Source organism: uncultured Roseivirga sp. (assembly GCF_963973945.1).
Taxonomy (GTDB): Bacteria; Bacteroidota; Bacteroidia; order Cytophagales; family Cyclobacteriaceae; genus Roseivirga.
In genome coordinates this window covers 24,148-41,244 of sequence record NZ_CAXBBV010000011.1, presented here as the reverse complement: position 1 = coordinate 41,244, position 17,097 = coordinate 24,148, and the positions used below count along the sequence as shown (strand labels likewise).

14 protein-coding genes are annotated in these 17,097 nt (G+C 41.0%); 12 read left to right on the top strand and 2 right to left on the bottom strand.

All coding sequences use genetic code 11. From position 1 onward, the window contains the following. The first annotated feature begins 41 nt into the window (after positions 1 to 41). On the top strand, positions 42 to 2,642 hold the full coding sequence (locus AAC026_RS16005) for a hypothetical protein (protein ID WP_339700098.1): 2,601 nt from the start codon (positions 42 to 44) through the stop codon (positions 2,640 to 2,642). A gap of 149 nt (positions 2,643 to 2,791) precedes the next feature. Then, entirely contained in the window at positions 2,792 to 5,974 is a 3,183-nt protein-coding gene (locus tag AAC026_RS16000) for a glycosyl hydrolase (RefSeq protein ID WP_339700095.1), read from the top strand. A gap of 285 nt (positions 5,975 to 6,259) precedes the next feature. Here AAC026_RS16000 and AAC026_RS15995 read toward each other — a convergent pair whose 3' ends face one another. Then, positions 6,260 to 7,066, bottom strand: coding sequence for a M48 family metallopeptidase (locus AAC026_RS15995; RefSeq protein ID WP_339607276.1), 807 nt, complete (start codon positions 7,064 to 7,066; stop codon positions 6,260 to 6,262). Between the two features lie 173 nt (positions 7,067 to 7,239). On the opposite strand from AAC026_RS15995, the gene AAC026_RS15990 reads away from it, so the two are divergent. The 9 genes from AAC026_RS15990 to AAC026_RS15950 all read left to right on the top strand — a co-directional run bounded on the left by AAC026_RS15990 (position 7,240) and on the right by AAC026_RS15950 (position 14,510). Further along, a complete protein-coding gene (locus tag AAC026_RS15990; RefSeq protein ID WP_339607277.1) occupies positions 7,240 to 7,848 on the top strand; it encodes a fumarylacetoacetate hydrolase family protein in 609 nt (202 codons plus the stop codon). Then, positions 7,835 to 9,730, top strand: coding sequence for a M23 family metallopeptidase (locus AAC026_RS15985; RefSeq protein WP_339700092.1), 1,896 nt, complete (start codon positions 7,835 to 7,837; stop codon positions 9,728 to 9,730). The genes AAC026_RS15990 and AAC026_RS15985 overlap by 14 nt, the downstream gene beginning before the upstream one ends. Before the next feature lie 2 nt (positions 9,731 to 9,732). Beyond that, positions 9,733 to 10,182 carry a thioredoxin-dependent thiol peroxidase gene (bcp, locus tag AAC026_RS15980; protein ID WP_062592265.1) on the top strand — a complete coding sequence of 150 codons (450 nt, stop codon included), beginning with the start codon at positions 9,733 to 9,735 and terminating at the stop codon, positions 10,180 to 10,182. A 24-nt stretch (positions 10,183 to 10,206) separates the two neighbouring features. Beyond that, complete coding sequence (locus AAC026_RS15975) at positions 10,207 to 11,055, top strand: transketolase (protein WP_062592267.1); 849 nt, start codon at positions 10,207 to 10,209, stop codon at positions 11,053 to 11,055. Positions 11,056 to 11,064: 9 nt separating this feature from the next. After that, the gene (locus AAC026_RS15970; protein ID WP_339700085.1) at positions 11,065 to 12,018 is read left to right on the top strand and encodes a transketolase family protein; all 954 of its coding nucleotides are present in this window, start codon (positions 11,065 to 11,067) and stop codon (positions 12,016 to 12,018) included. 147 nt (positions 12,019 to 12,165) lie between these two features. Then, entirely contained in the window at positions 12,166 to 12,432 is a 267-nt protein-coding gene (locus tag AAC026_RS15965) for a hypothetical protein (protein ID WP_339700082.1), read from the top strand. A 3-nt stretch (positions 12,433 to 12,435) separates the two neighbouring features. After that, on the top strand, positions 12,436 to 12,933 hold the full coding sequence (locus tag AAC026_RS15960) for a hypothetical protein (protein ID WP_339700079.1): 498 nt from the start codon (positions 12,436 to 12,438) through the stop codon (positions 12,931 to 12,933). Positions 12,934 to 13,480: 547 nt separating this feature from the next. Further along, positions 13,481 to 13,795 carry a GIY-YIG nuclease family protein gene (locus tag AAC026_RS15955; protein ID WP_246032574.1) on the top strand — a complete coding sequence of 105 codons (315 nt, stop codon included), beginning with the start codon at positions 13,481 to 13,483 and terminating at the stop codon, positions 13,793 to 13,795. A 241-nt stretch (positions 13,796 to 14,036) separates the two neighbouring features. Next, positions 14,037 to 14,510 carry a hypothetical protein gene (locus AAC026_RS15950; protein WP_339700070.1) on the top strand — a complete coding sequence of 158 codons (474 nt, stop codon included), beginning with the start codon at positions 14,037 to 14,039 and terminating at the stop codon, positions 14,508 to 14,510. A gap of 154 nt (positions 14,511 to 14,664) precedes the next feature. Here AAC026_RS15950 and AAC026_RS15945 read toward each other — a convergent pair whose 3' ends face one another. Beyond that, positions 14,665 to 15,114, bottom strand: a complete 450-nt coding sequence (locus tag AAC026_RS15945; RefSeq protein ID WP_339609635.1) for a PA2169 family four-helix-bundle protein — start codon at positions 15,112 to 15,114, stop codon at positions 14,665 to 14,667. 454 nt (positions 15,115 to 15,568) lie between these two features. Here AAC026_RS15945 and AAC026_RS15940 point away from each other — a divergent pair, with 454 nt between their 5' ends. Then, entirely contained in the window at positions 15,569 to 16,804 is a 1,236-nt protein-coding gene (locus AAC026_RS15940) for an MFS transporter (RefSeq protein WP_339700067.1), read from the top strand. The last annotated feature ends 293 nt before the right edge of the window (positions 16,805 to 17,097 follow it).

Here is a 17,097-nt window from a genome sequence, read left to right as displayed (position 1 = left end):
GAATTATGTTTTATGTATTTTGAGGCTTACTAATGTTCGATATGAAAATATTTCGCTTTATCATTCTTTCCATTGCGCTGCTATTTTTTTCGCTTTCATCTCTAAGCGCACAGCAAAGTCAAAATCCATTAATGGCTTCATTTAAGGATTACCAAAACATGAAAGCCAATACTGAATTTGGTCTGGAATGGATTCAAATCGGCCCCACCATCAATTCAGCAAGGGCAGATGCCATTCAAGTTGATCCTACAAATCCGGGAACAATGTATGTAGCTTTTGGTTCGGGGAATCTTTGGAAAACCATCAATAACGGGCTTACATGGAAACCCATTTTTGAAAATCAAGCGGCCTTAGGGATTGGAGATGTAGCACTCGCTCCTTCTAACCCCAATATTCTCTATTTAGGAACTGGAGAAAGCCTGAAAAAGCCTCGAAACTTCACCATGCCGGGTACAGGTGTTTATCGCTCTGATGATGCCGGAGAAAGCTGGAAACACCTTGGCCTCACCGACTCTTGGCACATTGGAGAAATCGCTATTCACCCTACCAATCCAGATATTGCTTTGGTTGCGGTTCTGGGTAAATTTTGGTCTGATAATGCGGAAAGGGGAATTTACAGAACTGAAGACGGTGGAAAAACATGGCAGCATGTACTCTTTGTAAATGACCAAACTGGTGGAAATGACATTGTGATTTCGCCCTCCAACCCCAACATTATGTATGCTTCTATGTGGCAACACAGCCCTGAAGTAAACGGATTAGGTAGCGGGGTTTATAAAAGCGAAGATGCTGGGAAAACATGGAAGAAAGTAACCAACGGAATGATTCAGGATGCTAATGTAGGTCGAATTGGTTTAGCGGTTTCTTACACCAACCCTAATAAAGTTTATGCTTTAATGGACCATAGAAATCGAGACCAAAATGAAGGAGCAGCCAAGTTTTTTCAAAGTATAGATGGTGGGAAAAACTGGCAAATGACACATGAAAAAGGACTCCCTTTCTTCTCAACTATCGGCTGGTATTTTGCTGACATGTACGTGAATCCACAAAACGATGATGAAATTTACGGCCTCGGCCCGCGCATGGCACACAGCGTCAACGGTGGAAAAACCTTCGATTATGTCGGTGGAGATGTCTATCACCTCTTCCCCAGTGCTGCCGACCCTTTGCATTTAGATCATTGCGAATTATGGATCAACCCAGCCAACCCAAATCATATGGCTTTAGTGAATGATGGTGGGCTATACACCACCATGGACAAAGGCAAAAACTGGCTTCATCACAACAATATTCCAACAGGCGAATTCTATGACATTTCATTGGATGAACAAGAGCCATATATGATTTATGGTGGTGTGCAAGATGATGCCAGCGTTTACGGCCCTTCTTCAGAATATGACCCACGCTACCATAAAGACTGGAAATACATTTGGGTAGACGCTTGGAGTGGTGGAGATGGCTGCGTGACATGTGTCGATCCCACAGACCCCAATACGGTTTATTTCAGCATGCAAAATGGCGCAGCCAGAAGGAAGGATATGACAGCTGGGACTTCGGTTTCCATCAGACCACGGCTACCCAAAGAACATGCAGGGAATCTTGAGTTCAACTTTGTAGCTCCCTATTTCATTTCACCCCACGACAATAAAGCACTTTATCATGCTGGGAACTTCGTTTTCAAGAGTGTTGACCGAGGTGATAGCTGGGAAGTTATCAGTCAAGATTTAGCCGTTTCGAGCGATCCACAAAAGAAATCTGTTGCTGCGGGAGCTTTGGTGGAATCGAAATTCCAGGAAGGATTGCTTTACATGGGTACTGACAAAGGTGCGTTTTGGGTGAGCAAAGATGATGGCAAAAACTGGGAGGAACATTCCACGGGTTTACCCAATAATTACATCCGCAGCATTATGCCTTCGCAGTTCAAAGCCTCTAGGGTTTATGTAGCGCTTACGGGTTTAAATTATGATGATCTGAATACCTATCTCTATGTTTCGGAGGATTATGGTGCCAACTGGAAACCTATTATGAATAACCTACCCAACGAAATTGCCAACGTAATTTTAGAAGATCCGATCAATGAAAACATCCTCTATGCCGGGCTTTATCGAGGCGTCTATATTTCAACCAACAGAGGAAATTCATGGTCCATTTTAGGCAAAAACCTACCAGCAGTAGCCGTGGGAGATTTGGAAATCAATAGAAAAAGTATGGATTTAGTGGTGGCCACACATGGCCGTGGACTGTACAAGGTAAATTTAAAGCCTGTGCATAAAATGCCTGAAAACAGCCAAGCACCTTTTCTTTTCAACTTACCTGAATTTAAAAGACCCGCTTATGGCGACACGCATCGAAACCCTGATTATGAAACCTTAACCAGAACTGCAATCAGCTATTATTTGCCCACTGCGGCAAAAGTCAGTTTAATGATTAAGGATGGAAAAGAAAACATTATCTGGACAAAAGAGTTGGCAGGTGAAAAAGGAATTAACCAGTACCGTTGGGATTTGATTCTACAATCCGTAGAAAGCGACCAACCCTATTTCGTTAATTTTGATGAGTTCATTCCTAGAGGAAAATACAACCTTCTATTCACTGTCAATGGAAAAACAATGGAACAGCGCTTTGAAGTCAATAATCAATAATTATCATATTTTAATTTATTGCTATTTAAATATATACACATGTTAATTATTTCATGCTTAAGGTGGAATCCATATTTCCCCACAAATAAATTTGAAGCGGTTCATACTAATAATATTTTCTATCTTTTGCTCAAGAAACAACCACAACTATGCGCACCAACAAATTCATTCTCTTAGCTCTACTTTTTATTGCTCCGTTATTCGTTGCAGCTCAAACTAGCCTCGATGACCAATTCGGATCGCAACGCTTCCGTTTTATTGGACCTGAGGGCAACCGCGCCATTGCCATTGCTGGCGAACCTAGTAACCCCATGGTCAATTACATTGGTGCCGCTTCTGGCGGACTATGGAAAACCGAAAACGGAGGTCTAAGCTGGCGTCCAATCTTCGATGACCAAGACATTTCCTCCATAGGCTCAGTAGCCTTAGCCCCTACCGACCCTAAGCAAGTTTGGGTAGGAACAGGAGAGACATTTGTCATTCGTCCTGCCCATGCCATGGGCAATGGCATCTACTTTTCACCCGATGCTGGTAGAACTTGGGAACACAAAGGCTTAGAAAAAACGGGCCGAATCGGTCGCGTAATTGTTCATCCTACCAATGCCAAGGTAATTTATGCTGCATCGTTAGGTCACACTTACGGCCCACAGCAAGAAAGAGGCATCTACCGTAGTAAAAACGGTGGTGACACTTGGGAACGGATTCTTTTCATTGACGAAAACACAGGCGCTTCCGATTTAGCCATTGATCCTAAAAACCCAAACATTCTCTATGCTGCCATGTGGTCTGTGCACATCAATTCGTGGGGTTTGAATAGTGGTGGTAACGGTGGCGGCATTTACCGCTCTATGGACGGTGGTGATACTTGGAAGCCGATGAACTTAAAAGGCCTTCCCGGAGGAGAAAAAAGACCTGTGGGAAAAACCGCAGTGGCCGTTTCTTACAGCAATCCAAATGTGGTTTATGCGCTATTTGAGATTAACAGCCCAGAGCTTTGGAGATCGGATAACAAAGGCGAAACATGGACTTTGATGAGTCAAGACCATGATTGGAACGAGCGCGCACCTTATTATACCAGAATCGCAGTGGGCACAGGAAACCCAGATGAAGTGTATTCGCTTAGCGTACGTTTTGTGCAATCACTTGATGGTGGAAAGACAAGAGAAAGAAGGCCTCCGAGCGGTGGTGGCGACAATCACGATATGTGGATTGACCCTACCAACCCTGATCGAATGATGGTAGCCCACGATGGAGGCGCAAGTATCACTTTAGATCATGGCCGTTCTTTTCAGCGTGTAGTGCTACCAATTGCTCAGATGTACCACGTTTCGGTAGATGATCAAGTTCCATACAATGTATTCGGAAACAGACAAGACGGTTGGTCATATATGGGGCCAAGCAATTCGCTGCAAGGCTACATTCCTTTAGGCTTATGGAAAGGGGTTGGAGGCTGCGAAAGTGGCTTCGCGAAGCCAGACCCGAACGATAATAATATTGTTTGGTCAGGTTGTTATGACGGTGGATTAGAAAGACATGATTTACGCACTGGCTATTCTAGAGAAGTGCGGGTTTGGCCAGAAGCTGGTTACGGCTGGGCACCAAAAGACATGAAATACCGCTGGCATTGGAACTTCCCTTTGAGCTTTTCAACCCATGTGAAACACAGAGTGTATGTAGGAAGTCAATTCGTACACCAATCTGACGATGGCGGCCAAAGCTGGCAAATCATCAGTCCGGATTTGACATTGAATGATAAAAGCCACCAAGAAAGTTCTGGTGGAGTGGCCATTGACAACTTGATGACTTTTGATGGCGCTACTCTTTTCGCCATTGAAGAATCGCCTTTAGAGGCAGGTTTAATTTGGGTGGGAACGAATGACGGCCAAGTACAATTGACCCGTGATGCTGGAAAAAACTGGACGAACCTTACAGCCAATATCAAAGGCTTGCCCGCTTGGGGCACAATTGCCAATATTCATCCTTCTAAATACAATGCGGCTACAGCTTACATTTCGGTTGATCTTCACCAAATGGGAGATTTCGATCCATACATTTATAAAACAGCTGATTACGGAAAGACCTGGACGAAAATATCGGATGGAATTCCAAAGTCGGAATCAAGTTTTGTGCATGTAGTAAAGGAAGATCCAAAAAGAGGAGGAATGCTTTACGCAGGTATCGACAAGGGAATTTACATCAGTCATAACGATGGAAAAACTTGGGCTAGATTGAGAAACAACTTACCCCCTGCTCCAGTGTATTGGATGGAAGTACAGGAACGTTTTGACGACTTGGTAGTAGGTACTTATGGCCGTGGTTATTACATTTTAGATGATTTAGGGGCTATCCGTAACGCAGACAAACTGGGTAGTGAACCTCAAGTTTTTGAAATGCGCGACACTTATCGCTTCAATTCAAGAGAAAGTATTAAAACCGATGGGCCAAGTAATAACTCGGGGCAAAACCCTCCCAATGGTGCCATCATCAATTACTATCTACCACAGAAACATAATGGCAAATTGCTATTAGAGATTCAGTCGATGGATGGTGATGTGATCCGAACCATGGAACCGTCTAAAGATGCTGGTGTAAACCGTACCGTTTGGAATCTCAGGTATGAATCTACATACCGACCACAATTGAGAACGCAACCTCCTGGCCGTCCTTGGGTACAATTGAATGGTGAGGGCTGGCGCCCGCTCACTACTTGGGATTTGGATTTGAATGCTGGCCAGCTGGGACCACGAGTGGTGCCGGGCAAATACAAAGCTGTGCTGAAAATAATGGACAGTAACGATAAAGTTCAGAAGGAAGTCACACAAGAATTCAATGTACTGAAAGATCCCTTCTCTGAAGGCACCATTGCCGATATTCAAGCGCAAGTGGACTTTTCTTTACAATTGCGCGATGCCATGAACATAGCTGTCAGTAGCATTAATGCAGTGGAAGTTTTACGTAGCGAATTGGAGGCCATAATTGCCGAAGAAAGCGACAAGAAAATTCAGAAAGAGGCGATTCGCTTAAAAGCCATTGCTGAAGATATTGCCAGCAAGCTCTACGACATCCATTTGACAGGAGCACGTGAAGATGCCTTCCGTTCTCCGATGAAACTCTACGGTCGATTAAGTGCCTTGGCCAGCGACATCAATGGCAGTGGTATTGACTTCCGCCCTACTGATCAACAAGGAGAAGTTTCCGAAATTTTGAATGAACGCCTACAAAACGCGGTAAAACAGTTCGAGCAAATCAAGGAAAACGATATCGAGAAATTCAACAAAGCCCTTGAGAAGAAGAATAGAACCTTAACAATTGAGAAGACTGGGGGGAGGTAGTTATTGGTTAAGAGAGATTAGCTATTGGTTATCAGTTATCAGTTATCAGTTATCAGTTATCAGGAAACGGGCTTTGTTAAAAGCTTGTTTCTTGGTGTTGGCAGGAAAGCATTCGGCTCCCCTTAGCCCTGAAAGGGCTAAATAACATAACCAAGGGTAACCCTTTTAAGCCCCTATTCTTATAAAGTCCTGTAGGGACGAGACAACCTTGCAAAAAAAACGGAGGACAAAAGCCCTCCGAATAACTACCTGACATATTCAAAAGCTCCGAAGAGCGAATATTAATTACTTCAATGTACTCTTATTATAGTACTCCATTGCCTTTGGCAATGCCGCGTTCAATCTATCAATCCTGGTTTCGTGGCTAGGGTGTGTTGAAAGAAACTCTGGTGGTGCTTGTCCTTCACTTCCAGCCGACATTCTTTCCCAAAATTTAGGCGCTTCACTCGGGTTATATCCAGCAATAGCCATAAAGGTTAAGCCCAACTCATCAGCTTCCGACTCATGTGTTCTTGAAAATTTCAAAAGTGTTAGATCAGTTCCTAAACCCACAGCCTGAAAAACCATTTGCTGCGCCATTGTCGGATCTTGCCCCAATGCCACCGCACCTATACTTAAGCCCACTTGCTTAGCATAATTCTGGTTCATTCGCTCCTGTCCATGTTTAGCTACCGCATGGGCTACTTCGTGTCCCATTACTACAGCTACACCCAAATCGTCCTTACAAACTGGAAGAATTCCAGTATAGAAAGCCACTTTTCCGCCCGGCATGGCCCAAGCATTTACTTGCTCACTTTCAATCAGGTTAAACTCCCAATCAAAACCGTCCAAAAGCCCATCATAACCGTTGTTATTCATGTATTGCTCAACTGCTTTTTGAATTCTTGTGCCTACTCGTCTGATCATGGCCACTTGCTCTTGGTTATTCGATAACTGCACAGAATCAATTACCTGTTTGTAAGCATCGGCACTCATTGCTATCACTTGTTCGCTCCCAACAACTCCAGTAAGTTGTTTTCTGCCTGTAATCGGCACAGTTGTGCAGCCAATCACCAAGGCCACTATAAAACTCAGTGCTATTAATTTTCTCATCACTAAAAATTCTCTTTTATTAAAAATCTATCTTCCTGAACAACAAGGTATACTGGCATATTCCTTTGTTTCACAAAATTGATCATAAATGACAGGTTGTCAAATCAGATCGAAGTTTTAATTTTGTCCTCTGGTTACCATTTTGTTATCCAACCCTTACTAAACTTATCCGAATGAAGATTGTTGCTATTGGCCGTAATTATGCAGAGCATATTGCTGAATTAAACAATGAACGCCCTACAGAACCTGTGGTATTTCTAAAGCCCGATACAGCTGTATTGAGAAATAATGCACCTTTCTATCACCCTGATTTCTCAAATGATATTCATTTCGAAGTAGAAATACTTTTAAAAATAAGTAGAGAAGGAAAACACATCGAGAAGAAATTCGCCCACAAATACTATGATGAAATTGGAGTGGGAATTGACTTCACTGCCAGAGATGTTCAGCAACGCTGCAAAGAAAAAGGCTTACCTTGGGAAAAAGCCAAGGCTTTTAATGGCTCTGCCCCCATTTCTGAATTTGTGAGCAAAAACAAGTTTGATTTAAACAACTTGAATTTCAGTTTACAACAAAATGGCGAAGTAAAACAAAACGGAAATACCAATATGATGCTTTTCAGTTTTGACGACATCATTGAGCATATTTCAAAATACTTTACGTTGAAGAAGGGAGACATCATTTTTACGGGTACACCAGCTGGTGTTGGTAAAACGGTGATTGGCGACACACTTACTGCTTATATAGAGAATGAAAAAATGTTGGAAGTTGAGATTAAGTAGACTCTTATTATTACCCCTTTTATTTATTACCGTTTCGACCTTTGCACAATACAGCAAGATCGAAAAAGGCTATTATCAATTCCCCATACAGCCAGAACGCACCAATTATTTGGCTGGAAATATGGGTGAGTTGCGCGCCTCGCATTTCCATGCTGGGCTCGACATTAAAACCAATGGCGTGGAAGGGCTCAATGTATATGCTGCTGCCGAGGGCTATGTAAGTCGAATTGCGGTATCTACCGGAGGCTATGGCAATGCTGTATACGTGGTTCACCCAAATGGCACCACAACAGTGTATGCCCATTTACAACGCTTTAATGATGAACTAGCCAAATACGTATTAGAAAGCCAGTACAAGCAAAAATCATTTACGGTAAACCTATTTCCTGATCGCGGAAGATTTAAACTGAAGAAAGGTGAAGTATTGGGTTACTCAGGTAACTCGGGTTCATCTACCGGACCACACCTTCATTTTGAAATTAGAGATGCCAATCAAGAAGTACTCGATCCGTTAAGAATTGGCTTTACCGAAATCAAAGATAAAATCGCTCCTATTGCCGAAAGAATTGCCTTGAAAACCATGAACATCAATTCAAGAGTAAATGGGCAATTTGGTAGGTTCGAATTCAACCTAGAAAAGCGAGGAAATGAATATGTGATTACCGACACCATTCGCACCGCGGGCAAAATTGGTTTCGAAATTTGGGCACATGACAAACTAGATGGTGCTGCCAATAAAAATGGTGTACCAGAAATAGATGTATATCAAAATCAAGAATTGCTGTTCAGTCAAAGAATTGATTCTGTCAACTTTTCTTTACAATACAATATTAAGTCACTCACCAATTACCAAGCTGAGCAAGAAACCAGAAGACGCTATAATAAGCTCTATATCGATGATGGAAACAGTTTGGGCTTTTACAACGACATGAAAAACCGTGGATTCTTTTATCCACAGCAAGACTCTATCTACCTTTTCCAGATTATAATGGCCGATGCTTATGGCAACCAACGCAGGGTTTCATTCAATGCAAAAGGAGAAAAGGCAAGTCCTACTGAACTGGCTCAAGTAGACCGTAGAAATCATTCCTATTTATTGGATAACACATTACAAATTAACAGAAAACGCAAAGACGAGCTTAACAACATTACCGTGTACACCCAGCAAGGCTCGCACATTCTAGAACCCGCTTATTCTGATGGTGAGGAAAACGTTTACTTAGTAGATTTGAATAAAGGCCTACCAAAAACCATTGATTTCGGAGACGACCAAGAGGAAATTGACTTTATTGATATGATTCCTTCTGAAAAGGAACACTCCTATCTCTCCAATTCCTTTTCGGCTGCTTTTGGTAAAAACACTTTGTTTGACACGCTTTATTTAAAAGCGAGGCATTATGTAGATGAAGACAAAAAGATTGAAGTATTACAAATTGGTAATGAAGTTTCCGCTTTAAGGGGAATTGTGGAAATAGAGCTTGTTCCGCTGATGCAATATGATACATTAGAACAATTTCAGGCCTATGCCCTGAGTAATTCGGGCAATGCAAGCTTTGTAGGTGGCAATTGGAGTGAAGGAAAAATCAGGTTTGCCATTTCCTCCTTTGGTAGTTTCACACTGATCAGAGATTTAACCCCTCCTACAATCAATCAACGTGCATCAAGCAACGGAATTCTCTATTTCAATATTGACGATGAACTTTCGGGCATTAAAGAATACGAGGCTACGATTAACGGAGAATGGCTTTTAATGAACTACGACTCCAAAAGAAAATTAATTTGGTCAGAAACTTTAGATAAGAGCAAACCATTGAAGGGAGATTTTGCTTTAACAGTAACAGATTACGCTGGAAACAAGAAAACCCTAACGTTAAAACTTTAATTATGGCATTACAAGCAGGCGATAAAGCCCCAAACTTTGAAGGAATCGATCAAGACAGTAACCCAATCAAACTTTCTGATTTTGCTGGAAAGAAATTAGTTCTGTTCTTCTACCCAAAAGACAATACCCCCGGCTGTACCGCTGAAGCATGCAACCTTAGAGATAATTATAATGCCCTTTTAGAGGCCGGATACGCAATTGTTGGGATTAGTTCGGATTCGGCAAAGAAGCATCAAAATTTTATTAATAAATTCGCACTTCCATTTCCGCTAATTGCCGATGAAGACAAAAGCATTCATGAGCAGTTTGGAACTTGGGTAGAAAAATCGATGTATGGCAGAACTTATATGGGAACTGCCCGCACAACATTTATAATTGATGAAAACGGAGTGATTGAAGAAGTGATTGCGAAAGTAAAAACCAAAGACCACACCGCTCAGATATTGAAATAATTTTTAACCAATCATAAATACAGCGTGAATAAACCTAGTATTGAAACCCTAGAGAAAACAGCTTCTCAGGTAAGGCGTGATATTGTACGAATGGTACATGCCGTGAACTCTGGTCACCCAGGTGGTTCTTTAGGATGCACCGATTTCCTTACTGCTTTGTACTTCAACATTATGGACATCAAAAAGCCATTTGATCCAGATGGAAGAGACGAAGACATGTTCTTTTTATCGAACGGGCACATTTCTCCGGTTTGGTACAGCATTTTGGCCCGTAGCGGTTACTTTCCTGTATCCGAACTTGCCACTTTCAGAAAATTAGACTCTAGGCTTCAGGGCCACCCTGCTACTGAAGAAGGTTTACCCGGAATTCGTGTAGCATCAGGTTCATTAGGCCAAGGCCTTTCTGTAGCCTGTGGAGCAGCTCAAGCTAAAAAACTGAACAAGGACGACAAACGCGTGTATGTTTTGATGGGCGATGGAGAACTTGACGAAGGTCAGGTTTGGGAAGCAGCCATGTATGCAGCTCACCATAAAATTGATAACCTTATTGCTACGGTAGACTATAACGGTCAGCAAATTGACGGCCCTACATCTGATGTAATGGATCTTAAGGACTTGAAAGCCAAATGGCAAGCCTTTGGTTGGGACGTGATTGAAAGCGATGGTAACGACATGAAGTCTGTAATCAACGCCATGAGCTTAGCGAAATCACTTTCTGGTAAAGGAAAACCAGTAGTTAACCTTATGAAAACTGAAATGGGTGCCGGTGTAGACTTTATGATGGGGTCGCACAAATGGCATGGCGTAGCGCCAAACGATGAACAATTGGCTACCGCTTTGGCCCAGTTAGAAGAAACCCTTGGAGACTATTAATAAGCAGCAATGACGAAATTTACATATACAGATCAAAAAGATACGCGTTCTGGCTTCGGTGCTGGTTTATTGGAATTAGGACGTACCAACCCTGAAGTAGTGGCGCTTTGTGCCGACCTTGTGGGCTCTTTAAAAATGCAGGATTTCATCGATGAATTTCCTGAAAGATTTTTCCAAGTGGGTATTGCTGAAGCCAACATGATGGGTGTGGCAGCTGGTTTGACCATTGGCGGTAAAATTCCTTTCACAGGTACTTTCGCCAATTTCTCTACAGGTCGTGTTTACGATCAAATCCGCCAGTCGATTGCTTACTCTGGTAAAAACGTAAAGATTTGTGCTTCTCACGCAGGGTTAACTTTGGGTGAAGATGGTGCAACACACCAGATTTTGGAAGACATAGGTTTGATGAAAATGTTACCGCACATGACGGTGATCAACCCATGTGACTACAACCAAACTAAAGCGGCTACCATTGCCATTGCTGAATTTGAAGGCCCAGTGTACTTGCGTTTTGGGAGACCAAAAGTGCCTGTATTCACGCCTGCTGACCAAAAATTCGAAATTGGTAAAGCCATTAAAATGATTGAAGGAAATGATGTAACCATCTTTGCTACAGGTCATTTGGTATGGGAAGCCATTGAAGCAGAAGCCGTTTTGGCCAAAGAAGGCATTAGCGTAGAAGTGATTAACATTCACACTATTAAGCCATTAGACGTTCAAGCGATTATTGAATCTGCTAAGAAAACAGGTTGTGTAGTGACTGCCGAAGAACACCAAATGAATGGTGGTTTGGGCGATAGCGTAGCACAGACTTTAGCACTTAACCTCCCTACCCCATTAGAAATGGTAGCGGTGAATGATTCTTTCGGTGAAAGTGGAACGCCAGAGCAACTGATGAAGAAATACGGTATCGATGCTGAAAACATCGTGAAAGCCGTTAAAAGAGTAATGAAGAGAAAGTAATTTCCCTTCAAAACCTAAAGTACTGAAAGCCCGATTCGAGAGAGTTGGGCTTTTTTGTGGTTGAAAACGGCTATTGGTTTTTCGAAAAGTTTTAGGCAACTTTCCGACACGTTAACATCAAGATTATAAAGGAAATAAGTATTAAATATGGCGGTGTATTGCATATCATATGATCTAAAAAGTAAAAACTATGAATCTTTAATAGAAGCTATTCAAAGCTACGGACTCTGGTGGCATCAATCCGAATCTACTTGGTTTATTGAAACAAAACATACATCTAGACAAGTTATTGATAACTTAAGAAACTTCACATCTGCAAATGACAAGCTTATTGTAATCAGAGTTCAAGGTAACTGGTCGGCAATAGGGCATAAAGAAGAAGAATACAACTGGCTACGAGCACGAAATTTCTAGAATATGGATTCGCAAATTTTATTAAATATTATTTCTATCGTAATCTCTACAATTCTGTCGGTAGGTGCTATTATGCTATCCTTTTGGTTTTATAGAGAAAGTAGTAAGCAGAATAAAGAAACAGGATTTATATATGTCGATATAAAAAATGCTATAGAAAAACTAGAGAAACTCTCTGATAGAACATATACTGACACGTTTGGAGCACTAAAAGGTCAGATGGACTTGATGCAGAAACACATTTTCACCTCTTCTGTAGGAGAAACCAATACGAGTGAGCCTAACACTTTAAAGTTTTATATTTTAGGCTATTTGTCAGACAAAGTTGAAACGTCTTTCGATAATTTATGTAATGAATCAAAGGGTTATAATAAGACTGAAATCAGAGAAATAATATATTCATTTCACAGGGACGGGATAGTCAATTTTGATGGTAGAAGTGTGAAGTATTTGAAACAAGAACAAGTAGCCCAAGAAATTAAGGGGAGTGAAACAGAATAAACCACTGCCTCAGGTTCTCAGAAACTGTGACCAAGTGTTAATCAAGCCCCCTATCCATTCTTTAATTTGGTATGCTTCTACGGGCAGATCCTGAGTCTCCGCGATACTTCGGGATCAAGATGACTACAAGACAAGACCCATTCGAAGTGTCATTCTGAGGGAGAGCATTTCGCGATAGAGAAATACACAACCGCGAGAATCTGTTGGTTCTTGGCACCCTTTCTCCGAACAGACAGACTCTCACGGTTTCGTTTTTCAAACTTCAACCTCAGAGTGACGGTTATTTATAGTCCCACTGTCGCGGGTTCTCCAAACCTGTTAACAACTATTAGTCAAGGACTATGTCCGTTTTCTTTTCAATAAGACCAATTCGGAGCGTCATTCTGAGGGAGAGTATTTCACGATAGAGAAATACACGACCGCGAGAATCTGTTGGTTCTTGGCACCCTCTCTCCAAACAAACAGACTCTCACGGTTTCGTTTTTCAAACTTCAACCTCAGAGTGACGGTAAATTTTAGTTCCTTTCTCAGCAAATCTTCTTCAATTTTGATAAATTCAATTATGGCTTATGGTGGCTCAGTTTACATTTTGACGAATAAAAATAGAACTACCCTGTATACTGGTGTTACTTCGGATTTAGGCGCCAGACTTAGACAACATCGTGATAAGGCTTTCCCAAAGAGCTTTACGGCTAAATATAATTTGACAGTGCTGGTTTACATGGAACACTTTTCCTCAATAGAGGAAGCCATTCAAATGGAAAAAGCGATTAAAGCAAAGACCAGAATTAATAAGGAAAAGCTCATCAATTCGGTCAACCCTAATTGGGAAGATTTAGCAAATGAAGTGCTGAATTGGTGATAGCTGCTAATTCTTCCCGTCATTCTGAGGGAATTCACTTGTGGATACACAATGTGAATGACCGCGAGAATCTGTCTGCTCTTTGCACTATCCCTCCGAACAGGCAGACTCTCGCGGTTTCGTTTTTCAAACTTCAACCTCAGAGTGACGGTAAATTGTACACCGCGTTCTTTGCGGTGAAGAAACCAATTCTCTTATTATGCCACAAAGGCCAAAAGCTTTGTTAATTTAGGGCTTGCCAATGAACAAGTCTACCTTTAAGCTCCGCCCCATTTTATACAGTCTATTCATATTGATTGCCTTGGTGATTATTATGGACTTTGCGCTACCCGGAAAATCCTTTACAGATCAGGTGATAAAAGTCCAAGCAGAACGACAACAGTATTACAATGCCGCCCAGAACTACCATTATTCATACAAGCTAACTACTGGGCAACACGATTTTTCTGTGTCGGAAGATTTTGCAAAAACAGTTAATGAAGGTGATACTGTGAACTACCGTATTTCCCGCATATTCAAGGAAGTTAATCGCTATCAACTAACCGAAGATGAAAGTACACGCACGCATTCTTTGAGGCGGTATTCTGGCCTTATACTTCCATTGCTTGTGCTCTTGGTTATGGGATTCGCTTATCGGCATGGAAGAAAAATGAGTGCGTTAATCTTCATTATGCAGGCTCTTACCTTAGCTGATTTAGTCTTTCTTGTAATGTGATCTTTTCAATTCAATGAGGATTCTTCTAAGCTAATCGCTACGAATGGCCTTATGTAATCTTGGTGCTTTTTTATCTAATATCTAGTTATAAAAAACACCGCATTTAACCCTAAGGCTAAATGCGGTGTTTTAAACAAATCAACTACTCCAGTCTCTAAGCTACTTTTTCCATCATTTTCAATTTAACAATGGCTTCTTCAATACTGAATTTGTGATTTTTCAGCATGTTAGTTACACTTGGTGGAAGGGATAAGTCGCTTTCCAAAATATCCTGATAATCGTCACGAGCTGTTTCTTCACCTCGAATACATTCTTGAAGCACTTTCTCCACGTTGTTTGATGCTACAGAAGACTTCAAGTCCATCCATGCTCTGTGCAGCGAAGCTTTAAAACTACTCTGAGTTACAGGCTCTCCACCCAAGGCTGTAACTTCTGTAGCTAGCTCTTGAGCAAATCTTCTTCTTTCCATTACCTGATTTTTGAAGAAGTTTTCTAACTGTGCATCACTCATATCTTCAATGGCGTTTTCATAACCCTCCATGGCATCATAAGAACGTCTTAAAACATCATTTAACTTGTCAATTAACTTTTCGGTATAACTCATGTCTCTAATTTTAAAGTGAATAATTAGAGACATATTTGAAAGAACTATGCCAGTATAAAAAGGGGCTTTCATGGACTTGATCAGGCCTTTTATGAAAAAACTGTAAACATACAGTAGAGTGGATTCCACAATATTGGTAGAAGCAACCACACTGTTTGAATGTATAAAAGGTTCTTCAATTTAATTAGACAAATAGACGGGATATACTGAATATCACCTTTTAATGAGAGCAATTACTCAAAACAGGGCTCCTTACTCTTTATTAACAGGACTATAAAAATTTCCAAAATCGCGAAATAACCTTTAGCATATTTCTAGTATTTTAAGCAATATCGCAGAGGGTTTTGGTTGTATCAGTTTGACCAATTGTTGCTGACTATTTTTGGTTTTTATCTTAAAAGTGAGAGTCGATTTTTTAACTGAATTACGTATTTGAGGTCTGGATAAAACGCTCATGGTCGTTAATAATTTCGTATTCAATAAAATCATAAAGCCTTATTATGGGGCTTTTACTGGTCTTTCTAAAGAAGTTTGGTGGCTCGCGCTGATTACATTGATCAACAGAGCGGGAACAATGGTCATTCCATTTCTTTCTCTTTATCTTACTCAAAACGAAGGGTTTTCCTTATCTCAAGTGGGTTGGATTATGACTGCCTTTGGTTTAGGCTCCTTACTTGGCACATGGATTGGCGGTAAACTAACCGATGCAATAGGCTATTATAAAGTCATGGCTTTTAGCTTGTCTGTTGCCGGGGTTATGTTTGTTACAATTCAATTCTTACATGGCTTCTATCTTATTTGCGCTGGTATTTTCATATTAATGGCTGTTGCCGACATGTTTCGACCGGCTGTATTTGTAGCATTAAGTGCCTATAGCAAACCACAGAACAAAACTCGTTCAGTGACACTTATACGTTTGGCCATAAATCTTGGCTTTTCAATGGGACCCGCTATTGGAGGATTAATTATTACCGGCCTGAGTTATGGCGCACTTTTTTGGGTAGATGGTACCACCTGTATTTTGGCTTCTATTTTACTATTGTGGGTACTTAACCCCAAAAAGGCTAAAACTTTGGATGAGGTTAAAAACACCCACCCTAAGTCGGCTTATACTGATATTCCTTACTGGATTTTTTTTGTCGGATTGGTATTGTTTGGTTTTACCTTTGTGCAATACTTTTCAACGGTTCCTTTATTCTATAAAGAAATCCATCACCTGTCTGAATCTCAAATCGAGCTTCTTATGGCCCTTAATGGGTTCTTGATTTTCGCCTTTGAAATGCCATTGATTAAGTATTTTGAAACTCGCAGTTTCAGTATGATCGAGAATATTGTTATTGGTGCAGTGCTTACTTGTTTGAGTTTTGTATTTCTCATTATATCCAGTTGGGTAGGCATCTTAATTATTGGAATGATACTAATGACTTTTGGAGAAATGTTGGCCTTCCCGTTTTCTAATGCATTTGCGCTGAAAAGAGCTAAACGAGGGAACCAAGGAGAATACATGGCACTTTATAGTATTGCTTTTTCCGTGTCTCATATTTTTGGTCATAATACAGGAATGCAACTTGTTGATCGATTTGGTTTTGACAATACTTGGTATTTCACTGCTGGAATGGCAGCGCTATCTATACTTTTCCTTTTTATTCTTAAAAGAAAATTACGAAGTGAAGTAGTGGAAACAGAATAGACCTTTCGTTACCCTGCCTGCGGCCTTTAGGTTTACGTCATGTTAATATTCTAAGAAGCCTTTATTTAAAAAAGTAGAGCTTTGGTATTATTAATTAGGATGCTGACAGGGGCGAATTATGCCTGCGGCTAAGTAAGACTTATTGCTTGATTCAATCCCCTGTCAGTCTTCTGGACAAGCTTCAAGTAGAAATTAGGGTAAGACCCATTATCAAGGTTTTGAGTGTATCAATATTCAAAAAACCTGTAACGTAGTAGAACCCTCCTTCTCGCCAAAATCACCTAACCCAATAA